Raw genomic sequence first — 1,898 nt, forward strand, 5'->3', positions numbered from 1 at the left:
TACCAGCATTCCCTGGTTCGAATCCAGGTCCCCCAGCCATACAACACCATTGATTTATAGCACCAGATAGTCTCCTCATACCCCAAACTGCACCAAATTGGCGACATCATTCGCACCAGTAATATCGTTTTTCACTACATTTGGTGACTTTCGATTTAATTACCAATAGGCAGGCAGTTAAAGTATGTGGATATGGCTACGTAGCTCAGTTGGTTAGAGCACATCACTCATAATGATGGGGTCACAGGTTCAAATCCCGTCGTAGCCACCATTCAAAAAATGATAATTGGGGTATCGCCAAGCGGTAAGGCACTGGTTTTTGATACCAGCATTCCCTGGTTCGAATCCAGGTACCCCAGCCATACAACACCATTGATTTATAGCACCAGATAGTCTCCTCATACCCCAAACTGCACCAAATTGGCGACATCATTCGCACCAGTAATATCGTTTTTCACTACATTTGGTGACTTTCGATTTAATTACCAATAGGCAGGCAGTTAAAGTATGTGGATATGGCTACGTAGCTCAGTTGGTTAGAGCACATCACTCATAATGATGGGGTCACAGGTTCAAATCCCGTCGTAGCCACCATTCAAAAAATGATAATTGGGGTATCGCCAAGCGGTAAGGCACTGGTTTTTGATACCAGCATTCCCTGGTTCGAATCCAGGTACCCCAGCCAAATTTAGAACAGCTCGCTACGGCGAGCTGTTTGCTTTTCAGTGTTCTCAGGCAGGAAATCATAAACCTAACGCATACTTCAGCGCTTGTTCCTTCAACTTGCCCGCCTGTTGTGCGGCCATCAAGGCCAGATTGCGTGCCACCCGCAGCGGGGGAAGATCGTTGCTGAAGGTGGAGTAAAACAGATCCATACCATTTTGCATCATCAGGTTATCCCGACGACGACGGCGTTGATAGCGCATCAGCACTGCTTCACTCGCCCAATCCTCGCCCTGAGCCACCGCATCCGCCACCACCGCCAACAGCGCGCCGACATCACGGTAGCCCAGATTCACCCCCTGCCCAGCCAGCGGATTGATGGTATGTGCCGCATCACCGAGTAATGCCAACCCCGGTTTGACATAACGTTGTGCATGGCGGCGTACCAGAGGAAAAGCGCCCACGCCATGAACCTTCACCGCCCCTAGACGGGATGGAAACGCGGCGGCGATTTCCCGTTCAAGCGCCGCCAGCGGCAAGCCTTGCAATTGCCGGATACGCTCTGGGCTGTCATACCAAGCCAGCGACGCCCAGTGATCATACAGCGGCAAAAATGCGCGCGGCCCAGAAGGGAAAAATTGCTGCCAGGTGACATCCTGCTGTGGCGCGCCAGTTTCAACGCTAATCAGCATACAGCTCTGGCGATAATGCCAACCATTGATACCAATACCGGCCAGCTTACGCACCGGTGAGTCAGCACCATCTGCCCCCACCAGCAAACGCGCCTGTATCGTCTGTGACGAGTTTAAGGTCACTTGCCAAGTGTCATCGATACGTTGCATTGATTGCAGCATGGCGGGGCAATAGAGCTGCAAATTTTCGCATTGTGCCAATTGCTGCCACAACGCGAGTTGCAAAATACGGTTCTCAACCATAAAGCCAAGTTCAGGCAAGCCGAGTGAGGCGGCATCAAACACCACACGGGACGCATCCCATTCCCAGGTTTCTAACCGGCGGTAAGGTGCCGACCTCATTTGTTGAACTAACGGCCAGGCATCCAATTGCTGCAACAGTTCAACCGAGGTACAACTGATAGCCGAAACACGTAGATCCGGAGGGCTTTGTGCATCGAAGGCCTCAGGGGTGTGCGCCTCCAGTAAGGCGACCGATAACCCGGTTCGTGCCAGCCCTAGAGCGGCCGCCGCCCCTACCATGCCGCCCCCCACCACCAGGAC

1 protein-coding gene and 4 tRNA genes are annotated in these 1,898 nt (G+C 52.5%); 4 read left to right on the forward strand and 1 reads right to left on the reverse strand.

The features are described 5' to 3' along the window. The first annotated feature begins 194 nt into the window (after positions 1-194). The 4 genes from IO95_RS19695 to IO95_RS19710 all read left to right on the forward strand — a co-directional run bounded on the left by IO95_RS19695 (position 195) and on the right by IO95_RS19710 (position 685). Positions 195-271, forward strand: a tRNA-Met gene (locus tag IO95_RS19695). Positions 272-287: 16 nt separating this feature from the next. After that, positions 288-362: transfer RNA gene (locus IO95_RS19700), tRNA-Gln, on the forward strand. A gap of 155 nt (positions 363-517) precedes the next feature. Next, a tRNA-Met gene (locus IO95_RS19705) sits at positions 518-594 on the forward strand. A 16-nt stretch (positions 595-610) separates the two neighbouring features. Then, positions 611-685: transfer RNA gene (locus IO95_RS19710), tRNA-Gln, on the forward strand. 58 nt (positions 686-743) lie between these two features. Here IO95_RS19710 and ubiF read toward each other — a convergent pair. Further along, a complete protein-coding gene (gene ubiF, locus IO95_RS19715) occupies positions 744-1,895 on the reverse strand; it encodes a 3-demethoxyubiquinol 3-hydroxylase (RefSeq protein WP_235186799.1) in 1,152 nt (383 codons plus the stop codon). Positions 1,896-1,898: the final 3 nt, after the last annotated feature.

The sequence above is a fragment of the Serratia sp. DD3 genome (assembly GCF_000496755.2).